This is a genomic window from Paenibacillus sp. FSL K6-4396, from assembly GCF_038002525.1.
In the GTDB taxonomy this organism is placed as follows: domain Bacteria; phylum Bacillota; class Bacilli; order Paenibacillales; family Paenibacillaceae; genus Paenibacillus; species Paenibacillus amylolyticus_B.
Genome location: NZ_JBBOCR010000001.1, coordinates 1,613,739 through 1,636,990, shown reverse-complemented (window position 1 = coordinate 1,636,990; position 23,252 = coordinate 1,613,739). Strand labels below are relative to the sequence as shown.

General features: G+C 46.5%; 23 protein-coding genes. 5 read left to right on the top strand and 18 right to left on the bottom strand.

From position 1 onward, the window contains the following. Window positions 1-52 precede the first annotated feature (52 nt). Together MHB85_RS07265 and MHB85_RS07260 are read left to right on the top strand one after the other, a co-directional pair. Window positions 53-1,057, top strand: coding sequence for a lipoate--protein ligase (locus tag MHB85_RS07265; protein WP_341072690.1), 1,005 nt, complete (start codon window positions 53-55; stop codon window positions 1,055-1,057). 277 nt (window positions 1,058-1,334) lie between these two features. Continuing rightward, window positions 1,335-2,138, top strand: a complete 804-nt coding sequence (locus MHB85_RS07260; protein ID WP_192134328.1) for a Cof-type HAD-IIB family hydrolase — start codon at window positions 1,335-1,337, stop codon at window positions 2,136-2,138. Window positions 2,139-2,466: 328 nt separating this feature from the next. Here MHB85_RS07260 and MHB85_RS07255 read toward each other — a convergent pair whose 3' ends face one another. Next, the gene (locus MHB85_RS07255) at window positions 2,467-3,993 is read right to left on the bottom strand and encodes an FAD-dependent oxidoreductase (RefSeq protein ID WP_341072689.1); all 1,527 of its coding nucleotides are present in this window, start codon (window positions 3,991-3,993) and stop codon (window positions 2,467-2,469) included. 551 nt (window positions 3,994-4,544) lie between these two features. On the opposite strand from MHB85_RS07255, the gene MHB85_RS07250 reads away from it, so the two are divergent. Next, window positions 4,545-4,721: a hypothetical protein gene (locus MHB85_RS07250; RefSeq protein WP_341072687.1), complete on the top strand. Its 177-nt coding sequence runs from the start codon at window positions 4,545-4,547 to the stop codon at window positions 4,719-4,721. Between the two features lie 64 nt (window positions 4,722-4,785). Here MHB85_RS07250 and MHB85_RS07245 read toward each other — a convergent pair whose 3' ends face one another. After that, window positions 4,786-5,724 (bottom strand): DMT family transporter, encoded by a 939-nt coding sequence (locus MHB85_RS07245; RefSeq protein WP_341072686.1) that lies wholly within the window; start codon window positions 5,722-5,724, stop codon window positions 4,786-4,788. Between the two features lie 120 nt (window positions 5,725-5,844). On the opposite strand from MHB85_RS07245, the gene MHB85_RS07240 reads away from it, so the two are divergent. Next, window positions 5,845-7,266: an aminotransferase-like domain-containing protein gene (locus MHB85_RS07240; RefSeq protein WP_341072685.1), complete on the top strand. Its 1,422-nt coding sequence runs from the start codon at window positions 5,845-5,847 to the stop codon at window positions 7,264-7,266. Between the two features lie 141 nt (window positions 7,267-7,407). Here the strand turns inward: MHB85_RS07240 and MHB85_RS07235 are convergent, their stop codons facing one another. From MHB85_RS07235 to cysT, 11 genes are all read right to left on the bottom strand, one after another. Next, window positions 7,408-8,034: an ABC-2 transporter permease gene (locus MHB85_RS07235; protein WP_341072684.1), complete on the bottom strand. Its 627-nt coding sequence runs from the start codon at window positions 8,032-8,034 to the stop codon at window positions 7,408-7,410. Then, window positions 8,027-8,893, bottom strand: coding sequence for an ABC transporter ATP-binding protein (locus MHB85_RS07230; protein ID WP_341072683.1), 867 nt, complete (start codon window positions 8,891-8,893; stop codon window positions 8,027-8,029). The genes MHB85_RS07235 and MHB85_RS07230 overlap by 8 nt, the downstream gene beginning before the upstream one ends. A 5-nt stretch (window positions 8,894-8,898) precedes the next feature. Continuing rightward, a complete protein-coding gene (locus MHB85_RS07225) occupies window positions 8,899-9,273 on the bottom strand; it encodes a GntR family transcriptional regulator (protein WP_091015256.1) in 375 nt (124 codons plus the stop codon). A 227-nt stretch (window positions 9,274-9,500) separates the two neighbouring features. Further along, window positions 9,501-10,082 carry an ATP-dependent Clp endopeptidase proteolytic subunit ClpP gene (gene clpP / locus MHB85_RS07220; RefSeq protein WP_091015258.1) on the bottom strand — a complete coding sequence of 194 codons (582 nt, stop codon included), beginning with the start codon at window positions 10,080-10,082 and terminating at the stop codon, window positions 9,501-9,503. An 18-nt stretch (window positions 10,083-10,100) separates the two neighbouring features. Then, on the bottom strand, window positions 10,101-10,973 hold the full coding sequence (locus MHB85_RS07215) for an RNA polymerase sigma factor (protein WP_105597731.1): 873 nt from the start codon (window positions 10,971-10,973) through the stop codon (window positions 10,101-10,103). Window positions 10,974-11,091: 118 nt separating this feature from the next. Beyond that, window positions 11,092-11,898, bottom strand: a complete 807-nt coding sequence (locus MHB85_RS07210) for an MBL fold metallo-hydrolase (protein WP_105597730.1) — start codon at window positions 11,896-11,898, stop codon at window positions 11,092-11,094. Between the two features lie 174 nt (window positions 11,899-12,072). Continuing rightward, window positions 12,073-12,519 carry a hypothetical protein gene (locus tag MHB85_RS07205; RefSeq protein WP_105597729.1) on the bottom strand — a complete coding sequence of 149 codons (447 nt, stop codon included), beginning with the start codon at window positions 12,517-12,519 and terminating at the stop codon, window positions 12,073-12,075. Between the two features lie 156 nt (window positions 12,520-12,675). Continuing rightward, window positions 12,676-13,740, bottom strand: coding sequence for a sulfate ABC transporter substrate-binding protein (locus MHB85_RS07200; RefSeq protein ID WP_341072681.1), 1,065 nt, complete (start codon window positions 13,738-13,740; stop codon window positions 12,676-12,678). Between the two features lie 25 nt (window positions 13,741-13,765). Then, window positions 13,766-14,830, bottom strand: coding sequence for a sulfate/molybdate ABC transporter ATP-binding protein (locus MHB85_RS07195; RefSeq protein ID WP_091015266.1), 1,065 nt, complete (start codon window positions 14,828-14,830; stop codon window positions 13,766-13,768). Between the two features lies 1 nt (window position 14,831). Then, a complete protein-coding gene (locus tag MHB85_RS07190) occupies window positions 14,832-15,629 on the bottom strand; it encodes a sulfate ABC transporter permease subunit (protein ID WP_017689977.1) in 798 nt (265 codons plus the stop codon). Further along, window positions 15,626-16,441 (bottom strand): sulfate ABC transporter permease subunit CysT, encoded by an 816-nt coding sequence (cysT, locus tag MHB85_RS07185; protein ID WP_017689978.1) that lies wholly within the window; start codon window positions 16,439-16,441, stop codon window positions 15,626-15,628. The genes MHB85_RS07190 and cysT overlap by 4 nt, the downstream gene beginning before the upstream one ends. A 454-nt stretch (window positions 16,442-16,895) precedes the next feature. Between cysT and MHB85_RS07180 the strand changes: the two genes are divergently transcribed. After that, entirely contained in the window at window positions 16,896-17,297 is a 402-nt protein-coding gene (locus MHB85_RS07180) for a secondary thiamine-phosphate synthase enzyme YjbQ (RefSeq protein ID WP_341072679.1), read from the top strand. A gap of 189 nt (window positions 17,298-17,486) precedes the next feature. On the opposite strand, the gene MHB85_RS07175 is transcribed toward MHB85_RS07180, so the two are convergent. The 5 genes from MHB85_RS07175 to tkt form a co-directional block, all read right to left on the bottom strand. Beyond that, window positions 17,487-18,089 (bottom strand): TetR/AcrR family transcriptional regulator, encoded by a 603-nt coding sequence (locus tag MHB85_RS07175; protein ID WP_036669101.1) that lies wholly within the window; start codon window positions 18,087-18,089, stop codon window positions 17,487-17,489. A 5-nt stretch (window positions 18,090-18,094) separates the two neighbouring features. After that, on the bottom strand, window positions 18,095-18,727 hold the full coding sequence (locus MHB85_RS07170) for a YigZ family protein (RefSeq protein ID WP_036669098.1): 633 nt from the start codon (window positions 18,725-18,727) through the stop codon (window positions 18,095-18,097). A 176-nt stretch (window positions 18,728-18,903) separates the two neighbouring features. Next, window positions 18,904-20,259, bottom strand: a complete 1,356-nt coding sequence (locus MHB85_RS07165) for a glucose-6-phosphate isomerase (protein WP_091015272.1) — start codon at window positions 20,257-20,259, stop codon at window positions 18,904-18,906. A gap of 236 nt (window positions 20,260-20,495) precedes the next feature. Then, entirely contained in the window at window positions 20,496-20,813 is a 318-nt protein-coding gene (gene ppnP, locus MHB85_RS07160) for a pyrimidine/purine nucleoside phosphorylase (RefSeq protein WP_017689983.1), read from the bottom strand. Window positions 20,814-21,008: 195 nt separating this feature from the next. Continuing rightward, on the bottom strand, window positions 21,009-23,051 hold the full coding sequence (tkt, locus tag MHB85_RS07155) for a transketolase (protein ID WP_036610788.1): 2,043 nt from the start codon (window positions 23,049-23,051) through the stop codon (window positions 21,009-21,011). Window positions 23,052-23,252 lie beyond the last annotated feature (201 nt).

Sequence of the window (23,252 nt, the reverse complement as noted above, 5' to 3'; positions counted from 1 at the left end):
TCACTACATAAGGGACTAGCAATCCCTCACATACATTAATGGAGGAATGACCATGCTGTTTGTAGACAACCAGGGCATTACAGATCCTTCTGTAAACCTTGCCATTGAGGAGTACATTCTGAAGCATCTGCCGATGGAGGATGACAGCTATCTGCTGTTCTACATCAACCGTCCGTCGATCATCATCGGAAAGCATCAAAATACGATTGAAGAAATTAATATCGAGTACGTTCAGGATAACGGTGTGCAGGTGGTTCGTCGTCTTTCGGGAGGCGGAGCGGTATATCACGATCTGGGCAACCTGAATTTCAGTTTTATTACAGCGGATGACGGTCAATCCTTCCACAATTTCCGCAAGTTTACCCAGCCTGTGGTTGAAGCTTTGCACGAGCTTGGTGTAAATGCAGAGTTGACCGGGCGTAATGATCTGCAAGTCGGCGAAAAGAAAATCTCGGGCAACGCCCAGTTTTCCACACGTGGGCGCATGTTCAGTCATGGCACATTGATGTTTGATCTGAATCTGGAGCATGTTCAGGCTTCCCTGAACGTCAATCCCGAGAAATTCAAATCCAAGAGCACCAAATCCGTGCGCAGCCGGGTCGCCAACATACGGGATCTGATTGACACCAACCTGACGATTGAGCAGTTCCGCGACGAGCTGTTACGTCACATTTTCCGGATGGAGCCGAAGGACGTTCCACAGTACACGCTCACTGATAAGGACTGGGACAAAATCAAGGAAATCTCTGCTGAGCGTTATAACAACTGGGATTGGAACTATGGCTTGTCTCCGGAAAGCAATGTGAAGCACACTCGCAAATTCCCTGTCGGTATCATCGATCTGCGCATGAACATCAAGGATGGACATATCGAAGATATCAAAATCTTTGGCGATTTCTTCGGTGTAGGCGATGTGGCGGATATCGAAAATATGCTGCGCGGCAAGCGTTATGAGGAATCCGATGTGCGTACTGCACTTGAGGGACTGGATGTAAAACATTACTTCGGCAACCTTGAGCTGGAAGACTTTATCGGCCTTATTTTCCTGGAAGAGTAGGATCTAGATGGAAGTATAGTTTTAGAACGAAGTCTAAGATTACACGTTAACGGAGAAGACAGAATTCATCGGGAGAAGCGAAGCGTTCGCCTAAAGCTTTTTGAAAAAAGCTACATCGGAAGCATACGCTTATCAACGGATTTCCCCTTGGGGAATGGAATCAAAAATCCGGGGATAACAGCGATCGAAAGATGAATCTGTATTCGGAGTGGCCTCGTGTAAATCTTATTTTTTCGTTCGTTAGTATAGATACAGATAAAAAAGGAGAGAAACACAGATGACCTACAAATTGATTGCAATCGACATTGATGACACACTGATTAACGACAACAAGGAAGTAACCCCTGCTACACAGACTGCACTGGAACAAGCGGTTGCCCATGGTGTAACTGTAACGCTGGCGACTGGACGTGCTTATGCTTCCGCACAAGCGCTTGCTCGTCAAACCGGACTTAACGTGCCGATCATTACGTATCAAGGCGCATTGGTGAAAAACCTGCTGGACGAAAAAGTCCTCTATGAGCGTTACGTTCCACAGGAAGCTTCCCGCAAATTGTATGATTACTGCCTGGAGAACAATCTCCACCTTCAAACATACATTGACGACAAGCTGTATGCCCGTGAGGAAAACGACAAGCTGCGTGATTATGCCAAACTAAACGGCACCCAATATTATATCGAATCTGATTTCATCAAAGTCATCGAACAGAAGACACCGAAGCTGCTTATTATCGATGAGCCTGACTACTTGGATAAGGTTGCTGTTGAACTGCGTGAATTGCTCGGACCACAAGTGCATATCACCAAATCCAAACCTTACTTCCTGGAAATTATGCACAATGAAGGAACCAAAGGTCACGCCCTTACGTTCCTGGCTGACCACTTCGGTCACCAGCTCAGCGAGTGTATTGCCATCGGCGACTCCTGGAATGACCATGAGATGCTTGAAGTTGCTGGTCTTGGTGTAGCAATGGGAAATGCCATCCCTGCCCTGAAAGAGCTGGCGGACTACATTACGGCAAGTAATAACGAAGACGGTGTAAAAGAAGTTATTGAGAAGTTTGTGCTGAACGCAGAGTAAATAAGGTCAACGAACAGCCCAGTCAGTGAATTTCACTGTGCAGGGCTGTTTTTTTGATTTTAAAAATATGTTCATTATCCTATTTAAACGATTATATTAGCTATATTTCTCTGTTATTTTTTATGTTTTGAGAGCAACAATGCGGTAATCAAGGATAAGTGTAGTGAAATCGTAATCGCCATAGATAAGATGACACGATTTGTATCTTGGACATCGGCAAAAAACAAAACAATAAAAAATACAATGAATGAGATTACAATGCTAGCTATGAAATTTAAAGTTATTCGTTTCATGTTTTGCCCACTTTCACGCACCACGGAGTATTGTCTTACTTGCTCATGGCATGCTGGAAAGACTCCAGCAGTTTCTTGATTTGCCCATCAAATTCCAGTTGAAATGACGGAATGATCTCATCTATTTTTTGCTGGAACAGCTCCGGATCTTGGACACCAAGCTCCGCTCTTAACTCCATTTCTTCTTCGGAACCATTGTCGTTCAGGATCATGTTCAGGATTTCACCTTTAAAATATTCACTCGGAGGAAGGATTAGAGCATTCATCAGGAACTGGGTAAAAAAGAGATGTTTATTATTTTCCTGACTCGCCTTTTTCATAGCCTGCTTAGTAAACAAGTTTATATACTTCTGAGCAAACGCAACCCCTTTCATTCGGGAAGGTCCAACATGTTCGACCCCTTTCCAACGCAGATCGGCCACAGAACTAAGCCACCAGGCCGGTTCAATGGCCTGCTGCATACGAAGCAACACTTGGCGCTCAAACTGCGGCTCAGGATGCATTCGCTGCTCATCCAAACATTTCGCTAGGGTCTCCGCTTCAATTGCAGCGACCGTCATGCCTTGGCCATGGATCGGATCGAAGCTGCAAAATGCATCGCCAAGGACGAGTAATCCGGAGGGCCAATTCTCCATCAGTTCAAAATGTTGACGGACAGACTCGGAAATACGGTATCCACGCGGCCCTTGAAAAGGCTCCAGCTGTTCTTCCAACGCTACGATTTCATCCGAAGCAAACAGATGTTTGATTTGCTCTTGGAACTCATCCGGATGAGTTGAAGGATATTCATCTCCTCCTGCGTTGAACAATAATAGTCCAGCGATATCATTTTCAATGCGCCACAACATGCCTGCACGAATTCCTTGCACAGGATCGGACTCTGTTATCACCGTACCCCAGTCGTTTTGAATAGAGGATGGTATCTTATAATAGCGCGTGCTGTAACCAAGCGACACCTTCAGCACTTCCGGCTCAGGCACGGAAAACGCTATCTGTTCAAGCCATTTGATCAATTTGGAAGAACGTCCCGAGGCATCAATAACCATATCTGCTGCAAGCATTTCTTCCCGGTTATCCCTACCTCTTATTTTGGTATACACGCCTGTAATCGAACGCTCATCTTCTGATGTCATTAACCCGGTAACTTCCGTATTCGTTAAGAAGTTTATATGTTCTATGTGCTGGACTCGCTGACGCAGTACCCATTCCAGCAGAGCTCTGCTGCTCGATGCAATTTTGAATGAGGAAGCAGCATTCGCCTTATTAACTAATCTACCATAGCGATTGGCAATCATAAACTTCTCTTCATGCGAAGGAATGGCACCAAGCGCGACCAATTCGTCATTGTATCCGGGAAAGTAATTTTCCAGAATGAGTCCGCCCCGCGGTAATACACGATGTGGATGAAAGGACTGAGGAACACCCTGTCGATTCGCCGGCTCAGAAGGCAATTCATCTCGCTCAATGATACATACCTTATCATAATAATCAGATAACATCCTTGCAGTGATTAATCCTGCAATACCTGCCCCAATTACCACAGCTTTTTTCATGTCGGACATCGCCACTTCACCCTCTCTAATCCATCATATTTTATCTACACTTGTAGCCCTATCAAAAAAATTACTTATAATACCAATATACACTTGAAATCTCGTATCATGTAAGAATCAATGTGTTGATACTATATAGCTAAACTACAATAAGGAACTGATGTAGATGAAAATGATTGATAAAAAGGTGGATTTGAGAGTAGAGTTACCCGAACTCATAAATTGTTAACGATGGCACTACTCGATCTGTTATGTGAGAAAGGCCAACTATTCAGCAAGATCACAATTAATGAGATATGTGACAAAGCTATGGTTCACCGAACAACGTTTTACAAACATTTTAAGGATAAATTTGCTCTACTGTCCTCCACCCTAACTTGTGTCCTTCGGGATTATTTACACATGAATGTAGAAGATCGATTACAGCAGCCTTTACAAAGCGTATCTAAAATTTTGTTTGGAAATGTACTAGAGACAATTGTGCAGAACCAACAGAAGGATGAGGCGTTTAATTTTTCATACATTATATCGGAGAGATATTCAGAAGAGATTTTCTGGAATTGAAGAGAAGAGGTAAACAATTTTTACTTCCCATAGAACTGGTAGCCGAGTTTCACTCGGGGGTGATTCGTTTACTTGTGACCTGGTGGATACAACATTTCGAAGAGAATGTTACGGCAGAACAGATGGATGAATATTATTACCTACTGGTTAACGAGAATATCATGTTGGAATAACAAACAGCTCAACCTAAAATCAATGGCTGATTTTGAGATTGAGCTGCATACCTTCAAACTTTACCTATTTTAAAACAGATTCGGAAGCCTGCACTGTCATCCTCGCATGACTTCTTTTCTTCAACCAGGCGCTCACCTTCTCATTCATCGCCAGCAGACCTGAAACGACAAGCACTACACCGATCCATGTAACCCAGCTGACATGCTCACCGTAGACAATAGCACCAAGACCTACGGCAATGGGTGGTGAAATGTATAACCATGTTGCTGGAAACAACGGGTTCGTACGCGACATAATCCAATAGAACAGACTATGCCCCACCATGGAGCCGATGACAGTCAGATAGATCACCGACGAGACGGCAGGAAGCCAATCCAAAGCAGACATGTTCCAGGATTCGGTCACCGCTGAGAGCAAGCTTAACAACAGTCCCCCATACATCATCTGTACTGCGTTAATCGCAACGGGGTTCGCTTCTTTGAACTGATTAATAACCTTTTTGGAGTACAATGCACCTGCCGAATAACAGACCTCCCCCACCAGTACCGCGATACAACCCCACATGAACAGAGAACCTGCACCAAGCGATACACCTGGCAGCACAACCAGAACCACACCGGTGAACCCGATCAGGCAGCCTGTAATCATACGGGCAGATGTTTTTTGCCGTAACAGCGCCGTCTGCATCAACATAATCATCAGCGGCCCTGTCGCTGACAGAATGGCACCCACACCCGAGCTCACATGCTGTTCAGCCCAATATAATGTGGCAAAGGTGCCGCAGGTCAGACCCGCTCCCGTCAGCAGCATCTCCTTGCGGAACAGCAGGGACCAGCTCACTTTGCCCTTCATCCTCATCCATGCAAACATCAGCGCTCCCGCGATTACAAATCGCAATCCGGCTGACAGAAAAGGCGGCATGCCTGCCTCTACTCCAATTTTAATAGCCAGAAATGTTGTACCGAAAATAAGACACATAACCGTAAATGCAATCCCCACCACGATAACCACTCCTTTATCTGTTCTCCATCATATCTCATGGTCTACAGAACAGAATTAAAAAAACAGAACAGTTTTCTCCCATTAGCTGTTACAATAGAGTTCAAAAGGAGTGTGAACCGGGTGGGCAGAACCATGATGATGACAGATAACAGCCTGAAATTATATGAGCAAGTAATCCATTATCTCGTTGTGCGTATAGAAGCGGGAGAGTGGGCCGAACATGAAAAACTGCCATCTGTACGAAGCCTGTCCGAGCTACTCGGCGTCCATCGGCTGACCGTCTTCAAAGCCTATCAGGAGTTAAAGGAACGTGGGAGTGTTTATGTGAAGGACAAGTCCGGTTATTATGTCAGTCCATCAACTCCCTTCTCAGTAACGGATCAGGCGGATGATCCCGCCGTGTCTGCTTGGCTGCATTGGGATTCACTTGCACGAGTACAGTCCCTTGAAGCAGAATACCAGTTTTCCAAATCGTTAATCGATCCCTCTCTGTTGCCCAACCGTTATTGGGGTGAACTAATGCGTGATTTGCTAGATCAATATCCCCGTTTGCTCGGAACGTATTCCACAATTCAGGGAGATCTGGAATTGCGAAGTGCGCTGGCAAGCCATCTAACAAAAAAAGAACGTTTCTATCTCTCTGCAGACGAAGTGCTCATTACATCGGGTGCCCAGCAAGCGATCGATGTCATCTCGCGGACGCTGGTCAAACCCGGAGATCGGGTGTTGATGGAACGGCCTACGTATGGACCAGCAATGGAGATTTTCCGCAAACAAGGTGCTCGTCTGATCTTTACGGATATTCACTCGGACGGGTATGATCTGGAGCAGATCGAACATCTGATGAAAAGTGAGAAGCCACGTCTCTTTTATATGACACCGACCTTTCAGAATCCAACCGGCATGAATGTTCCAGTAGAACAGCGCAAGCAGTTACCCGAACTTGCAGAACAGTATGGTTGTTTTCTGCTGGAAGACGACAGCACCTATGATATCTATTTTAAGGATAAACCTCCTGCACCGATTTTCACCTATGACACCACCGGACACACGCTGTACATTCGCAGTTACAGCAAGTATGTTGCACCCGGGCTACGGATTGCAGCCATCATATGCCGTCAGCGTTTCATGCCGGGACTACAGGCTGTAAAATCACTTACAGATAATGGAACACCCCTTCTGAACCAGAAGCTTTTTCTCCGTTATTTTCAGTCAGAACGTATGCATCAGCATCTGTCCAAGCTGCGGACCGCCATCCAGCTACGGATGGAAGTGATGGAACAATCTCTGCTGGAAACGGACTGGACGTGGACCCGGCCGGAGGGCGGACTCAACTTTTGGGTAGAGCTTCCTGAGGGTGTGGATACAGGGAGACTACTTCACCGATGCATGGAACAATCCGTTGCCTTTGTACCCGGAACCGTATTTGATTCTTCGGATCATTCAGCCAGTCGCAAGCTGCGCCTGTCCTTCTCTTATGCACATGAGCAGCAGATTCGGGAAGGCATGAGCAGGCTTATTACGCTTGCAAAAGAAATGTAAGGTTTGGATTTCCTGGAACTGTCATCACTCCGAAGAATATCAAATGCAATTGCCCTCTCACTCTGCTACATCAAAAAAAGTCGCCTTGTGGCGACTTTACTTTTGGGGTTCCATACTCTTTACCTGCAACCCGATCTGTGCTTAAAGGTCTTTTCTTGCAAACAAGCGGATCGTAATAAGATAAGACACTACAAACAAACCTATAATGCCTACTGAAACCAATGCCATTGTCGTTGTGGTAATCATACCGTTCTCGTTGGCCATACTCATGAGGTACGCAACGGGTTGCGCCAGTATAATCATGCAGACCATGAATATCGCATTGATGATACCAGCACCTTTTTTGCTAAGTCCGTAGAAAAGAGGCATGTATATGCAAACTAATACAAGCACCATACCTACGGCAATGACAATATCCCTAAGTGAATAATTCGGCTTGTTCAGTTCAGGATAATTCAGGTTCACAAGCTGGTGAATTCCAAACGACGCGAGTACCCCGAATAACGTATAGATTATAGCAGAAAGGTACTTGGCTTTTACAATCTGTTTGCGGCTAACGGGGAGTGTGACCAGGAAATTGTGATTATGGTTCTTGATATCAATCATGGTTGCCAGCATGACCGAACCAAAGGCTGTGTAGATGCCTACAAAATACATTGACATTTCACTCTGGGGTATAAAGGCGAAACTAAATACCACCAGGTATAATCCAATCGTCCACAGTGAACTTTTTAGTACAATGAAATCTTTACGAAGCAAGTTAAGCATATTTGCGTCCTCCCTTCGCCGTAAAATAAATGAGGTCTTCCAACGTAGGTCTTTGCAAAAGAGCAAGCCTGCCAAATAACCGTTCTGCCTCTGCCTTATGATCCGACAATGCTTCAAAACCAACGGCTGTCTCGCGTATTCCGATGAAATGTTTCCGAATGTCGGAATCAAGCAGATCCATATCCCCTTTTACAATCGTATACCTTTCCAGCACATCATCTTTGGCTTCATTGAACACCAGTTTTCCTTGATGAATAAACGTAATGTAGTCTGCAATACGTTCCAGATCGGTCGTAATATGCGTTGAGAAAATAATGGACCTTGTTTCGTCCTGTATCATATCTGCAAGCAGATCGAGCAGTTCCCGCCTAAATACAGGATCAAGCCCGGATGTTGGTTCATCCATAATCAGCAAATCTGCTTCATGCGACAAAGCTACGGCGAGAGAATACTTGATCTTCATGCCTTTGGACAGATCCTGAATTTTCTTTTTGGGAGACAGTTCGAACTGATCCAAGTAGTCATTGAACGCTTTATTATCCCATTTGGTGTAAAAAGGAGCGATCATTTGTGTCATTTCCCGGATCGTTAGATGCTCATAGTAAAAACATTCATCGGACACAATGCCAAGGCGTTGCTTGATATCAACTTCCTGATTGGGCATCTCACTGCCCAATGTCTTGAGGCTTCCCTTATCGGGCTGGATCAGACCCGTGATCATTTTGATCAAAGTACTCTTTCCCGCCCCATTCGGACCAATAAGTCCCGTAATATATCCTTTTTTCACATCAAGAGATACATTATCCACTTTAAATAAGGGATACGTTTTGGTTACATTACGTAATTCGATAGCGTTCATTATGCTTATTCCTCCTCAACCAACAATGTAAGATGATGGATTACATCCTGTGAACTCATGCCCAGTTCTCTGCTCTCACGAATCACTTCGAGCATCTTCTCTTCCAATTGTTTCATCCGCCGCTCTCGAATAAAGTCCTGATTGGCTCCGGATACAAAGCTCCCTTTGCCTACAACTGAATCGATCAGCTTCTCCTTCTCCAGCTCTTCATAGACACGTTTAGTTGTAATAACACTGACTTGCAGATCCTTGGCGAGTTGCCGAATGGAGGGAAGACTATCTCCAGCAACCAATTCTCCGCTCAAGATGCTCTGTCTGATCTGATTTAAAATCTGCATGTAGATCGGATCGCTCGAAGCGTTCGATATTAAAATGTTAATCTTTCCTCACCTCAATGATGTTACGTAGTTTTCAGTAGGTATAGTGTATATATATAATATATACACTATACCTACTGATGGTCAATCTTTATTTCAGATTGTTCTTATTCTGATCCGATCCATAGACACGGACTGGCTAATCTGTACGACAAAAAGAGGACGTCAGTTTCCTGTTCGTCCTCTTGATTAATCAAGCCCGAAAGGTCACATGACCTTCCGGGCTACTGTTATGAGCTGGATATGACCTTATCCACCAATCCATATTCGACTGCTTCAGCAGCGGTCAGGAAATAATCTCGATCTGAGTCCTTCTCAATCCGCTCAATCGACTGTCCTGTATGATCGGCTAACAGCTTGTTAAGGCGCTGACGATGCTGAATGATGCGGTTAGCATGAATCAGCATATCCGACGCCTGCCCTCGCGTACCGCCATGTGGCTGATGGATCATGATCTCACTGTTTGGCAATGCCATACGTTTGCCTCTTGTTCCACCTACCAGCAATATCGTGCCAAAGCTTGCCGCCATCCCTGTACAGATCGTGGAGATATCCGGCTTCACGAATTGCATCGTGTCATAGATCGAAAATCCTGCGGTCACCGACCCACCAGGGCTGTTGATGTACATCTGGATGTCCTTCTCCGGGTCCTCTGCAGTCAGAAACAATAACTGGGCCACGATGGCATTTGCCATCTGATCCTCAATCTCTCCGGACACCATAATGATCCTGTCTTTGAGCAAACGGGAATAAATATCATAACTCCGCTCTCCGCGAGCAGTTTGTTCCACTACATAGGGCACTACATTCATATGTGTCGCCTCCTCGGTTTAGGCAACCATGTTGATCGTGTACCCGCCTCCATATGACATCGAGTTCATGCCAGAAGTAGAGTACCCGTACATCATTGGCTGCATGGATGGAGACGGCAAAGTCTGCTGCAAAATCGTCCCCGCCACAGCCATCGGATCATCGGTCCGATTCAGGCACAGATCAATGATTTGGGCTGTATCCCCATTACGAAATGCCAGCAGGTAGCTACGCAGTTCCTCCCGATTGTCCTCCACTGCGCCCTCCTCGTACTGCAATTCTGTGTCCGATTGTTCCAACCTGTGCCTCACTTCAGCTATGGCAGAGCGTGCACGACTTAACGCTGCTTTCACAGCACCTTCTGTCGTATCCAGCATTTCCGCAGTCTCTGCCGCCTTATAACCCATTAATTCACGTAATACATATATCACTCGCTGCCACGGTGGTAGCGTATTTACAAGAAGTTGTACGGCAGACTCCAATTCCTCGAATCGCCTTTCCTCCTCCATTTCGTGTAGGAGCGGCTTTAAGCTATCCAGTTTATATGACAATCTCTCCCGCTGACGTAAGATATCAATCCAGCTGTTGCGTGCAATACGAATCAGATAAGCTTCCCAGTTTATATCTTTATTCATCCCGGAAGTTCCAACTACACTCGACGACAATACTTTGAGACAGGTCTCCTGAACCAGATCCTCCGTGTCTGGAACTGATTTCGTCAGAGATAAACAATACGCATACAACGAACCCATCAGATCGGGTAGTACGGTATGGATGCTTTGGTTCAATTGATTTTTTCTGTCGTTGCCATTGAATTCAATATCGAATTTATCTTGTTTCCCATCATCATGTGGTCTGTTGATTCTGCAATCCACGGACTTCACAAAGGCCATCTTGGGGGCCCCCCTTTGCTGGTTCCTGATTGATTTTGACTTACACTATGTAAACGAAGAACCCCTTGTAAAGGATACGCTCTTCTGAATTTATTTTTATTACGCTAGTTACGTTGGGTTACGCATTCGTTTCCAGCTTTAATGTTCCAAGCGGCACCTTCATCCCGGTAAGGGCAATCGTAATACGTTGATCCAGATTATAATTCTGCCGTACATCGACGTCATGAGACATATGTGTAAAATAAGTATGACCTGGCTTCAGTTCCAGCAGCAGCTCCTGCGCCTCACGCATATCGTACACGGAACGTGTTGAGAATTCCGCAAGTTCATGCACAAAGCTTGTTCCAAGCACCAGCAGATCCAGTCCCAGCAACGGCTCTTTTTCGGATGGCTTCAGGTCAATGGCGTCTGAACAATACGCCCAGCTATACCCAACCCGATCCAGCCGATACGCGTACGAATACCCGTTATGCCCATGACATACTTTCCAGGAATGCACCTTCCATCCCCCGAGTTCAATATCATCATCAGTTTCCAGAAAGTCCATATGACGCCCTAACCAGGGAAACTGTCCCTGAATAGTGGATATCACTTCACGCGGTGCATACAAACGTCCCTTTACACCCAACCAGCGGCATGCATCCGCCCATTCCGGCAATCCTCCAATATGATCAAAATGAGCATGAGTGACGAGCAGCGTATGCACCATACGTAATCCCTGATCCTCCATCTGTGATCTCCAGTCTGGTCCGCAGTCAATCATGAACTGTTCATTCGCACCATCCCCACCACCGTCAATCAGAACAGAAGAACGTTTCCGTTTATTTTCTCCCGTAAGCCTTGCCTCTGTACATATTTCGCAATCACAATACACACGTGGAACGCCCATCGCATCGCCAGTGCCCAGAAATGTTAGCTGATTCAATCCGCATTCCCCCTGAATTAATGATATGTAGATTGTAATCGTCCACCCCTGTTTTTGCAAAAAAAGACCATCCCGCTGCAGTTCTCCACTGCAATTCGGGACAGTCTGTGGTCTGACCGTTCGCCGTCAGACTTTAATTCCATGCTTCGCTCCATTCGGGAGCGTACGCTCAATTTAAACCAGTGCCCGCAGCTTCAACGTCAGTTCCTGACCCGCAGGTACATCCTTCGAATCCGTAATCACCCAGTTCGACGCAAGCCGTTTCGCCAGCACCTCTGCCTGCTCCGGTTTCAACTGTAATCCGGTGACGATTCCTTCACCCACTGTGAAGTCTCTCTCTGGCTGTACCTTAAAGGCCTTTTCCAACCAGATTCCGAGTCCACCACGTGTGTTAAAGGTAATCCGGTAACCGTCTTTCACTGCTGCTTCCAGATTTTCACCATGCTCATCCGCATACGAGAAAAATTCGTTATATCGGTATTCCTCTTCAGACACGGCGTCAAAAGCGGAAACGTCTTTGGCTTGAATGGCTTTTAATATTTCTTCCTCAGGCATCCCCTTACCGCGGGCCTGCTCCAGTCGAATTGCTGTACTTTGGGATAATTTGATCTCTGCACTCATCCAACTCACACCTTCCTGCTAGTACTATGTAACAATCATGATTCAGTATACCTCTATTATAACCTTTTGGCAGTAAAAAACCTCCATCTCTATTTCCATTGAAATGAAGGTTTAGTTCCACATGCGCGGTTACCTATTCGATTACATCAGCCATACTCATAATCCCGCGAGCACCTGATACCACACGCCGCGTTTGGAGTACAACGTGCTGCGTACCTCGTCCCATCCACCCAGATAGTTAATATCAAATAGCCCTTCTGGCGTTGGGAATGTGGACTCCGTCTGTGCAAATACATCCGGGTCTACTGAACGAAAGCCATGCTTCGCGAAAATCTGCTGTGCTTCTGGTGTACGCAGATAGGCGACAAAAGCTTCTGCCAGTTCACGATTCCCATGTTTATCGGCATACTTATTCACCACAACTGCCGGGTTTTCAATCAGGATCGTATTTTTCGGAATGACAATGTCATAATCTACACCTTTCGCGATCCGGGCAAGCAATTCATTTTCATACGTGACGATGACATCACCCACACCATATTCAAATGCCGCCATCGAAGAACGCCCACTCTTGTCCAATGACTCAACGTTACGATGTACCTGTTCGAGAAAAGCCTTGGCTGCGGCAGGATCTTTCTTCCCCTCTTGCTCCTCCGACAGTTTCAATCCAGCACCGTAAATGGCATTAATATCCCATTGTGCGCCCCCGGATGTCTTTGGATTAGGGTAGAGCACCTTCACTCCCTTTTTGGTTAAATCCTGAAAATCACGAATATCGAGCGGGTTGCCTGCTCTTGTGCCCAGAACAACAATCGAACGGGTGATCATGCCCTCATTAGGGGTCTGTTTCCAATCGGAGCTAACCAGATCGGCTTTGACCAGCTTGTCGATATCACTCTCCATCGCGAGCAAGGCCACATCAGCCTCGAATCCACCAACGATGGCTCTTGCCTGTGTACCCGATGCTTCATAGGACTCCTGGAAGTTAATCGTCTGTCCGGTTTTTGCCTTCCACTCCTCCTGGAACTTGGGTAGCAACTCGCCTACAGCGTCTTTCGCTACACTATAAGCACCAATCACCAGCGTATTGGATGAATCGTTACCAGAGGGCTCGTTCTGTTCGCTTGCCCCCTCCTGCTTGCTGCACCCAGCGGTCATGCAGACGAGCAGAAGCATGAGGGCAACATTTAAGAGTATGGCTTTCTTCTTCCTCGTCTGCATGGGCAGCCCCTTTCTTCCACTTGATCTAAATCATCACCGGCATCGGATCTTCCTTCAGTCGGTTTTCAACCACCCAACTGTTGGAGTCATTGAACAGGTATGCACGGTGTACAAGGACGCGAATTTGTTGACCGATCTCCAATGTCGTTTTCTCCAGGGAACGATATGTGATTAACTTATGACCCTGTACGTCCACCTCTACCATCCATTGACTGCCGCGGAAATGAAGATGTTTGACTGTACCTTTTTCCGTTGCAGACAACATGGTGAACTCGTTTTTCAAGCCGATCTCAATATACTCCGGTCGAATCAGCGCTTTGGTATGTTCACCCTCGACGGCATGTTCGAATCCTTTCAACTGGGAAGCATCCTCCACAACCGTAGACTCCCCGATAAATGTAGCGACAAACGGTGTCTGCGGGTTTTTGTAGATATCCCAAGGTGTGCCCTTCTGTTCCAGACGACCCTGACTGATAATCATAATCTCGTCCGCCACTTCAATCGCTTCATCCTGGTCATGCGTCACAAAGATCGAAGTGATTCCCACTCGCTCGATGAGCTCCCGCAACCATGAACGCAGTTCCTGACGGATCTTGGCATCAATAGCCGCGAACGGTTCATCCAGCAATAACAGTTGCGGCTCCGGGGCGAGTGCTCTGGCAAATGCCACACGCTGACGCTGCCCACCAGACAACTGATGTGGATAGCGCTGTTCGAAACCTTTTAACCCGGTCAGTTCAACCAATTCCATCACCCGATCACGGATCTGGGCTTTTGGCGTCTTCTTGACCTTGAGTCCAAAAGCAATATTCTCAAATACCGTCATATGTTTGAACAGAGCATAGTTCTGGAATACAAATCCGATGCCACGCTCCTGTGGAGGCAGATGGTTCACGACTTTTCCGTGAAAGCGAATCTCTCCGGAACCCGGATTTTCCAGACCCGCAAGCATCCGCAGAATGGACGTTTTCCCGCCTCCGCTGGGTCCAAGCAGACCGATCAGATGGCCTTTGGCAATATCGAATGAGACATCTTTTACCGCATGAAAATCACCGAAATGTTTGTTCAAATCACGGACTTCTACATGCATATCAATGCACTTCCTTTCGCTTCTTGGCCCATTCCATCATGAGCAGCAGCCCGACGGAGAAGGTGACCAGCACCAATGCCACACCATTTGCGGCAGCCACATTAAAATTCTCAACATCCTGATACACCAGGGTTGTTGCGGTCTGCGTTTTGTTCATAATATTACCGGATACAACCAGCACTGCACCGAATTCCCCAAGTGAGCGGGCAACCGTCAAGACCAGACCATACACTACCGCCCAGCGGATCGAAGGCCATGTCACACTCCAGAACGTTCTCCAGCCGTAGGCGCCAAGTGTAGATGCGGCCTCCTCTTGTTGAGAACCGAGTTCCTGCAGGACAGGCATAACCTCTCTTACCATTAGTGGAAATGTAACAAATAACGTTGCGATCACCATCCCTGGGAAGGCATAGACCACATTGAATCCAATTCCTTCAAAAAAAGCACCCATAATGCTGTTAGGTCCCAACATCAATACAATCATCAAACCGCCAATGACAGGAGATACGGCATAAGGCAAGTCTACAATGCTGTTCAGCAGCCCTTTTATCCGTTCACTCAACCATCCGGCACGAACCAGATACAGAGCCATCATGATGCCAAACAATGTATTTAACAGGGTGACCACCAGGACCACCAGTCCGGTCATCATCAAGGCGTGTAACGCCTCAGGGCGCATCAGCCCTTTCAGGAATCCACCTGCCCCGTCTTCAAATGCACCAATAAAAATGCGTCCAAGCGGGATGATCAACAGTACAATAAATACCGCAAACGTCAGTCCAATTAAGAGTCGTCTCATCGTCTTCTCCCCCGCATCTGCACCAGATTGATCAGCCAGAGGATCAGGAAGGAGAGCGTCAGGAGCAACACGGATACCGCAGCGGCTCCCGTTGGATTATCACTTTCAATCTCCCCGTATATAAATACGGAAGCAGTCAGTGTTCTTCCCGGAATGTTACCAGCCACCAGCACGACAGCCCCGAATTCAGCCAGTCCTCTGGAGAAAGCCAACATCCCTCCACTGATCATGCCAGGTGCCATGGACGGCAGAATAACCTGCATGAACGTGCGCGCCTTGGATGCCCCCATCGTGTATGAGGCCTCTTCCTCGGAAGGATCGATTTCTTCCAGCAAAGGCTGCACCGCACGAATAACAAACGGAAACGTGACAAAGGTCATCGCGATAACAATGGCGGGCTGGTGAAATACAATCTCAAATCCCATGGATTCTGCCAGTTTCCCGATGGCACTGACCGGACCCAAAAGCAGCATAATCATCAAACCGCCCACCGCTGTTGGCAGTGCAAACGGGAGATCAACCAGACTGTTAAGAAACGATCGGCCGACAAAGCGATACCTTGTCAACACCCAAGCAATCATCGTGCCCAGAACCACATTAATTAGCGTAGCAATCACGGCCAGCCGAATGGTCAGCAGTACGGCTTTCCACGCAATAGGGTCCATAATGCTCTGAACAAAGTTGCTCCATCCTTCAGAGAAGGAATTGACGTACACACCGATGATTGGAAGTACAATAAGTACGATAAAATATAACAATACGGTACTGCGGAATCCCCAAGTCCATCCCTTATGACGAAGAACGGTATTCATTGCTGCGTTCCCTCCCAGCCTCCGGCTTTAGCTCCGGTCGGCAGTCTTCCTGGCTTCAATACGACATTTTTCCTAAGTTGGATGATATTACTTTAATATTATTCCCATTAGTCTACTTGGTTTTGCTTTTCTGATACTTTACCAGTTTGCAGTGCTAATCGTCAATGCTTTTATTGAATATAATTGGGCCACATATGAGATTAATTAATAAAAATCGCACTGTACACTGCGCGGCCAGAACAACCTTCCGATCACTGTTATCCCCAGATTTCTTTGATCCCCTTTTTTAAGGGGAAATCCGGTGATAAAGGCGAACGCTTCCGCTTCTTCAGGTTATTTCTGACCTCTCCGTTATTGTGCGATTCACATATCCGTCTTCATATGTGGTTTGTTTGGTATGTAGTGGTTAAGGTACAATCGAGGGTAAGTAAAGAAATATAAGGAGTGATCTAACATGTTATACAAGAAGAATATGTCCACTTCCACACGAGATGAAATGAAGGATATCACATGGGACGTAAAGCAGGTTGTCCAGAGTAGCGGAGTGCAAAATGGGACGGTGCTCATCTACTGTCCACATACAACGGCGGGTATAGCCATCAACGAAAATGCAGATCCGGATGTGAAACACGATGTCTTGTTGCGCCTGGATGAGGTGTATCCCTGGGAGCATCCCGAATATCGACATGCCGAAGGCAATACAGCCTCTCACCTCAAATCGATCACAACAGGGCCATCACAGACGGTGATTATTCACGAAGGCAGACTGATGCTTGGCCGCTGGCAAGGCATTTACTTTTGCGAATTCGATGGACCACGTGAGCGGGAGTATTTTCTCAAAATCATGGAAGGTTAGTTGGGTCCAATAGGCCTGCCAAATACTCTTTCATTTTTGCAAACACAAACAGGCGGTCCACCCTCATTCCGGGTCGGAGCCGCCTGACTTGGTCTGCTACGTATACTAACTTTCGCGAGACAACGTTATAAAGAATTAAAGTTATGACAAATCACCGCCCTGAAGTGTAGGGGTGCAACAACAGCGCCATTATTGGTCGCCAGGCTGCTGACCCAGATTGCGGCACAGCACTTTGACATGAGACAGCGCAGACGATTCAATCTCCACAAAAGTTAAACGGTCCTGAATGTAATAAGAAATGAATCCGTGCATAGCCAAAAATAGCGTACGCGGTACCCTTTGAATATCCTCTTCCGTACAGTTCGCTTCATTCATATACTGCCTTATAATCGATGCAAACAATTCGAAGCAACGTCCCTGTTCGGTACGACAATAAGACAACAGTTCTTCATCCCTGATCATAAACATAATTTCGTACTGGTATGGATTCTCCAGACCAAAGCGAATAAACTCCATCATAATGTGCTCTACCTTGCTCACATCATCACGAACCGGCCTGACCATGGCTTGCAGCAGTAAATGCCCCAGATGATTAAAATCTTCAACCACGATGGCATAGAACAGCTCTGCCTTTTCCTTAAAGTGATAATACAGCGACCCATGACTATAGCCCAGATGCTGGCCGATGCTTCGCATCGAAATGGCGCGGTATCCTTTGGTAATAAAAAGGTGCCTCGCCGCCTCCAGTATCCGCTCCCTCGACAACTCCTGTTCGACTGCTCTTCTAGCCATATATTTTATTCCCCTTCAATAAAATAAAGCCGCTGTCCCTCCGTGATCCGGGATTGCCCTTGCGTCAAATCCGTGATCCAGGCTATAAAAGCCTCGGTTTCACTATCCGGCGGAAGACAAGTCAACGTAACCTTATCGGTGAATCCAGTTTCACCTGTACGGACTTCCCGGCTTCTTAACTCATTTTCCACTTTACCCAGCCACGTATAATCCAGTTCAACAAACACTTCACGATGCAGCACGTTGGTAATGGCTTCTCCGGCTTCAATGGCTGCTACAGCTCCATCCGTATAAGCACGAATTAACCCGCCAGCTCCAAGCATAATTCCCCCGAAGTATCGCGTAACCACAATTGCCACATTTTTTAATTTCTGATTTTTGATCACTTCAAGAATGGGTTTCCCTGCTGTTCCGCTGGGTTCACCATCATCGGATTGCTTCTGGATCTCGTCCCGCTCCCCAATCATGTATGCAGAGCAGTTATGAGTTGCATTCCAATGTTTTTTCTTGATCTCATCGATGAAAGCAACAGCCTCTTCCTCTGTCGTGACCGGCATAATATGACCGATAAATCGCGACTTCTTGATTACAATTTCCAGATTGCCCGGTCCTCGAACCGTGCGATAACGTTCAATCATCCTAAATCCAACTTTCTGATCTTTTCCTGAGTCCATTTTACAAGAAAGCAGTTCACCGCGCGAACGCGGACGAACTGCCCTGGTTATCTATATCCGGGAACCCTGCATCTTACACGAACAGTGATTCCCGGTTAGATTTACATTACCTTATTTAACTATATGAGCAGACCGATGAATTATTCGGAAAGTCTCGCTTCGAGCGCTGCTTTCTCTTCTTCAAAGCCTGGTTTGCCCAGCAGTGCGAACATATTTTTCTTGTAAGCTTCCACGCCTGGTTGGTCAAATGGATTGACGCCCAGCAGGTAGCCACTGATACCGCATGCTTTTTCAAAGAAGTATACCAGATATCCGAAAGAATATGGAGTCATATCTGGAATGTTCACAATCAGGTTTGGTACTTGACCATCCGTATGTGCAAGCAGTGTTCCTTGGAACGCTTTTTTGTTAACAAAGTCCATCGTTTTTCCTTCAAGGAAGTTCAAACCATCCAGATCGTCCGGATCGGATTTGATTGAGATATGCTCAGCAACTTCAGTAACCTGGATAACCGTTTCGAAGATATTCCGGCTACCTTCCTGAATGAATTGACCCATGGAGTGCAAGTCAGTAGAGAAATCAACGGATGCAGGATAGATCCCTTTGTAGTCTTTACCTTCACTCTCTCCAAACAGTTGTTTCCACCACTCGGACACGAAGTGCAGAGATGGCTCATAGTTTACAAGAATCTCAGTTCCTTTGCCTTTACGATACAATGCGTTACGAACTGCAGCATATTGATATGCTTCATTCTCAGCTACGTTCGGGTTGCTGTATTCCTTGGATGCATCAGCCGCACCTTGCATCATTTCTTCGATGTTGATACCAGCTGCTGCGATTGGCAGCAAACCTACAGCTGTCAGAACGGAGTAACGTCCACCTACATCATCAGGAATAATGAAAGATTCGTATCCTTCTGCATTTGCCAGTTCTTTCAGTGCACCACGCGCTTTGTCTGTTGTAGCATAGATGCGTTTGCGAGCTTCTTCCTTACCATATTTCTCTTCCAATGCTGCACGGAAGATACGGAAAGCAATCGCCGGCTCTGTTGTTGTACCGGATTTGGAGATAACGTTAACGGAGAAATCTTTGCCTTCAACCAGATCCAGCAAATGAGTTACATATGTGGAACTGATATTGTTTCCTGCAAAATAGATTTCAGGTGTTTTGCGTTTGTCTTTTGGCAGATTGTTATAGAACGAGTGTGTCAACATTTCAATCGCTGCACGTGCACCCAGATATGATCCACCGATACCGATAACAATCAGTACTTCGGAGTCGCTTTGGATCTTGGCAGCCGCTTTTTGAATGCGAGCAAACTCTTCTTTGTCATAAGCCGTTGGCAGGTCAATCCAGCCCAGATAATCGGAGCCTGTTCCTGTTCCGTTGTGAAGCTGCTCGTGAGCCAGACGAATCGGTTCTGCGAAATAATCCACTTCGTGCTGATTTACAAATTGCAATGCCGTGCTATAGTCAAATGTCACTTTTTTTGCCATGATCTCAAAAACCTCCTGATTTCGATTATAGTGCGTGTTCAAACTTTGTAATCAAAAGCGGACTTTTTGAACAACCTCTTATATTATGTCCGTATTCCATTCTAAACAACTTGCCTTAAGGATACTTCAAATCCACGGGGCTGACAAGCTTGCAGCTCGAACTTTGTCGTTAGAATTCAAGAAGCAAAAAGGGTAAACCGAATCCGCGGGTTGCGGTTCTGCTTACCCTTCTTATGTTATTCCGCCGGGTACGAGCAGACGTAGTCAGTAACGCTGCGTATCTCCAGTTTAAATTTGGATTCGGCAGGCACGTGGAACGTAGCTTGGCCTTGAATCTCTTGCCACTCTTCTTCTCCGGGAAGCAATACTTTCAGATCTCCGGACAGAATCTCCATAATTTCACGGGAATCCGTACCGAATTCATAACTGCCTGGAAGCATGATGCCCAGAGTCACTTTGCTGCCATCCCCCAAAATAACTGTTCTGCTGGTTACCTGACCATCATAATAAATGTTGGCCTCTTTCACTACACTGACTTGATCGAATTGTGACATGCGTACCCGCTCCCCTGAAGTTAATGAAAACAAAAGGCAAAACAGATCAGGGCGATAACATTTATCGCCCATGTTCTGCGGAAATAACTTGCTGCCATGGATCAGGACAGCATGATGCTATCCCGACCATAGCAGCGCTTATGATGCCGTGAGGCATCCTTCGTAATCAAAAGCAGACTTTTTGAACAACCTCTATTACAGCAATGCTTTTACGCGGCTAACCACGTTATCCACTGTAAAGCCATATTCTTGGATAACACGGTCGCCAGGCGCGGAAGCACCAAATGTGCTGATTCCGAGAATGTCACCTTGATCGCCAACATACTTCTCCCAGCCCATTGGATAAGCCATTTCAATGGCAAGACGAGCTTTAACATCCGGAAGAAGAACGGACTCTTTATAAGCTTTGTCTTGTTTCTCGAACAGATCCCAACTTGGCATGCTGATTACGCGAACTTGGATGCCTTGTTCTGCAAGTGCTGCTTGAGCTTTAACAGCCAATTGCACTTCAGAACCTGTTGCGATGATTTGTGCTACCGCTTTGCCATCTTTTGCATCAGAGACAACATAAGCACCACGTTTCACGTTCTCACGTGAACCTTCAACCGTACCTTCCAGGATGGGCAGGTTTTGACGAGTGAGTACGAGTGCAACCGGGTTGCTCTTGTTCTCAAGCGCGTAAGCCCAAGCAGCCGAAGTTTCATTACCATCAGCCGGACGAATAACCGTCAGGTTAGGAATGATACGCAGGGATGCCAATTGCTCGATCGGTTCGTGCGTAGGACCGTCTTCACCAACAGCGATACTGTCGTGAGTCAGAACATACGTTACAGGCAATCCCATCAGGGCAGCCAGACGAACAGCAGGACGCAGGTAATCGGTAAATACGAAGAACGTACCTCCGAATACTTTCACACCGCTGTGCAGAGCCATACCGTTCATTGCTCCAGCCATACCGAATTCACGGATACCAAAGTAGATGTTACGGCCGGAGTAATCTTCAGGTGTGAAGTTCTCCAGGTTGTTCAAGTGAGTCATTGTGGAGCTTTCCAAGTCAGCAGATCCACCTGTCAGTTGTGGCACGTTGTGCGCCAGACCGTTCAGAGCGTTACCGGATGCTACACGAGTGGAAAGGGCTTTGTCTGTTGCTGCATATTTAGGAAGATCACGGTCCCATCCTTCTGGAAGGTCGCCGTTAATCGCTGTTTCGAATTGAGCTGCCAGCTCAGGGAATGCTTTTTTGTACTCGGCAAATTTCTCGTCCCAAGCTTTGTTAGCAGAGATACCACGATCTTTCACTTGTGCAAAGTGATCGCGAACTTCAGCTGGTACGTGGAAGTTTTCTTCATAAACCCATTTGTAATACTCTTTAGTCAATTTGGCTTCGTCTGCACCCAATGGAGATCCGTGAGTACCGCCGTGGCCGCCTTTACCTTGTTTGTTCGGGCTACCATAACCGATAACCGTTTTAACTTCGATCAGTGTAGGACGCAGCGTATCTGCTTGACCTTCCTGAATTGCTTTTTCAATTGCAGGCAGATCGTTACCATCTTCAACGCGCAGCACTTGCCAGCCATAAGCTTCAAAACGCTTCGCGATGCTTTCGGAAGAAGACAGATCCAATTTACCATCGAGCGTGATGTCATTGGAGTCGAACAACATGATCAGTTTGCCCAGGTGCAAACGTCCAGCCAGGGAAGCTGATTCATGAGATACGCCTTCCATCAAGTCACCATCACCACAGATTGCGTAAGTGTAGTGGTCAACTACGTTGAACTTGTCTTTATTGTAAGTTGCGCCCAGTTGAGCTTCAGCCATCGCCATACCTACAGCCATTGCAATACCTTGACCCAGTGGGCCGGTAGTTGCATCAACACCTGCAGTATGTCCGAATTCCGGGTGACCCGGAGTTTTGCTTCCCCATTGACGGAACTGTTTCAGTTCTTCCATTGGAAGATCATATCCGCTCAGGTGCAGCAAGCTGTACAGCAACATGGAGCCGTGTCCTGCAGACAGGACAAAACGGTCCCGGTTAACCCAAGTTGGGTGGTCCGGGTTATGAGTCATCGTTTTTGCAAAAAGTTGGTACCCCATTGGAGCGGAGCCCATAGGCATACCCGGATGTCCGGAATTTGCCTTCTCAATTGCATCAATCGCCAAAGTACGTACGGTCGTAATCGACAGGTTGTCGATTGTAGTGTTCTCGTCCTTTTGAATCGCTTCGTTCTTGTCAGTCATGGTTTGTCCTCCTCATGTCTTTAGATAAGTCGGGTGCGCAAGCGAATCCCTCTCATCATACAAGCAAACCGAATTTCACAATAAGTGAATCCGCTTGAGTGTTTCATTTTGACTTATTCACTTTTGTATTGTATCACTTGGCGTGAAGCTTTTCCATAACCTTCTTTCAGAAGTTCGTGAAAAATTGGTTGTTTGTGATGA